This is a genomic window from Variovorax sp. LG9.2, from assembly GCF_035018885.1.
Classification (GTDB): domain Bacteria; phylum Pseudomonadota; class Gammaproteobacteria; order Burkholderiales; family Burkholderiaceae_C; genus Variovorax.
Genome location: NZ_JASJXB010000080.1, coordinates 1 through 1782, shown reverse-complemented (window position 1 = coordinate 1782; position 1782 = coordinate 1). Strand labels below are relative to the sequence as shown.

1 protein-coding gene is annotated in these 1782 nt (G+C 56.2%); it reads left to right on the top strand.

What is annotated here, in order from left to right; translation table 11 throughout:
• Positions 1-749: 749 nt before the first annotated feature.
• Positions 750-1400, top strand: a complete 651-nt coding sequence (locus QN413_RS26920) for a BLUF domain-containing protein (RefSeq protein WP_323499623.1) — start codon at positions 750-752, stop codon at positions 1398-1400.
• The last annotated feature ends 382 nt before the right edge of the window (positions 1401-1782 follow it).

Here is a 1782-nt window from a genome sequence, read left to right as displayed (position 1 = left end):
GGTAGGCTGAACACCCGGGTCACTTTGAGATCGGCACAACCCTCATAAGTGGGTCAATTCTCGGTCGGCGCCAACAAACATAGCCGTTTTCAGAAGCTTCTCGCCCGGCGCTAACCTTGACTTGTATGCGAGCGATCCATCTACTGCGGCGCCACTTTTGCGCGCGCTCATACGGGGCCCCGACTGGAAGCTCTAAGCTGGCTGAGCGCTGGCACCTCGAAGTAAGCACAGCTCAGGTGCGCATCGGGCTTTATACGGATGTCCGGCGTTCAGCTTGCGGTGGAATGAAGAACGAAATGAAGAAGGTCGATCACGCCATCGGTGGACGTCGCGTTGGTGAAGGACGGGCAGGCAATCGCGGGATGCAGCGCTGTGGGAGTTTGCTCCGAGTATCTTGTCACCCTGACAACCGCTCATTGAAGACATCGACAACGTTCGACGGGCAAGCCGACGTATGGCGGCCGCAAGACACTAAGACGATTTCGACGCAGCATCGACTCTGCGCGGGTATCGGTCCAGCCCACTTTTGACCCAAGCGCCGGAATTGCGCTAAGCCTGTCCAGCAAATCACGGTCTCCGTATTGGCGAAAATCGTAATCCCCGCTCTTGGGTCACCAAGCCGCCGGCATAGGGCTCAAATTAGGATCGGGCGCAACACAATAGTTCACTACCAAGCTGTGTCAAAGCATGGACATGTGGTCGTTCTGAGCTTACATTAGCTTACATAAACGTCAACTATCGGGAGTGCAATGAGCCAGCTGATTCGTTTCACATATGCCAGCCGTTCCACCTCGCCACCTGAGGCACAAGTGCAGGGCCTCGATCTGGGTGTGGCCCGCATTCTTGCGAAGTCGCGAAAGAACAACCGACAGCGACAAATCGTCGGTGGCTTGCTATTCGGCGACGGGTGCTTTTTGCAGTGCCTTGAAGGCGAGGAAGATGCCGTCTTGACGCTCTACAAGAAGATTGAAGCCGATCCTAGGCATTGCGACGTGACGGAACTAGCACGCGTGCCGGTCAGCGAACGTACATTCGGCGACTGGTCAATGAAGTATGTGCCCGGCGAGAGGGCGCTAGGAGACTTAATGCGAGGCTGGGGAATGGAACGGTTTAATCCGTACGTCTTTGCGCCAGAGCAGCTCGAAGCGGCAATTACCTATTTGCGACAACAGGCCGATGCGGCGCGCCAGTTGCCGGACGAAGAGCAACTAGAGCGATCGAAGAGGCAAGCGCCGCAGAGCTACATTGGCAAGAATATTCCTCTGCCAGTGGCGGCGGTTAAATCTGCCGGCAGCTTGGATAAGGTGCCCGCACAAAGGATGGCTGGTCCTTTGAAGTGGGTAATGACCAGCAGCGTGGTCGCGATGCTCGGTGCGTTGGTGTATTTCGCTACTCGATGAATCCGGTCAGTCTCGGCAGCTTCTGAGACGTCGCAGTGCTGGCGCCGGGTCACTTTTGACCCAGACGCCGAAATTGTGCGCTTACCCTGTCCAGCGCCTTGCAATCGCCGTGTTGGCGGAAATCACAAGTTCCACTCTTGGGTGAGTAAGACGCCGGTATAGAGGTCAAATTCAGTCCGGACGCAACAATCATGGCTTCGAAGCATGCAAGGGGCGAGACTTTCTGCAGACGGGAGTGCGGCGGAAATCTCGGAATACATGAAGGTAGTCCATGTACAGAGCTGGCCCCGGAAATCCGAACAATCTGAATCGCCCCGGGATTGAACTGACCCCCAGAAGTTGGACATTGTGATCCCGCCGATCAGGCGGTGTTTCTCAACCG

Excerpts from the sequence above, each read along its gene's own strand:
- QN413_RS26920 (WP_323499623.1), top strand. The coding sequence starts at position 750 with ATGAGCCAGCTGATTCGTTTCACATATGCCAGCCGTTCCACCTCGCCA.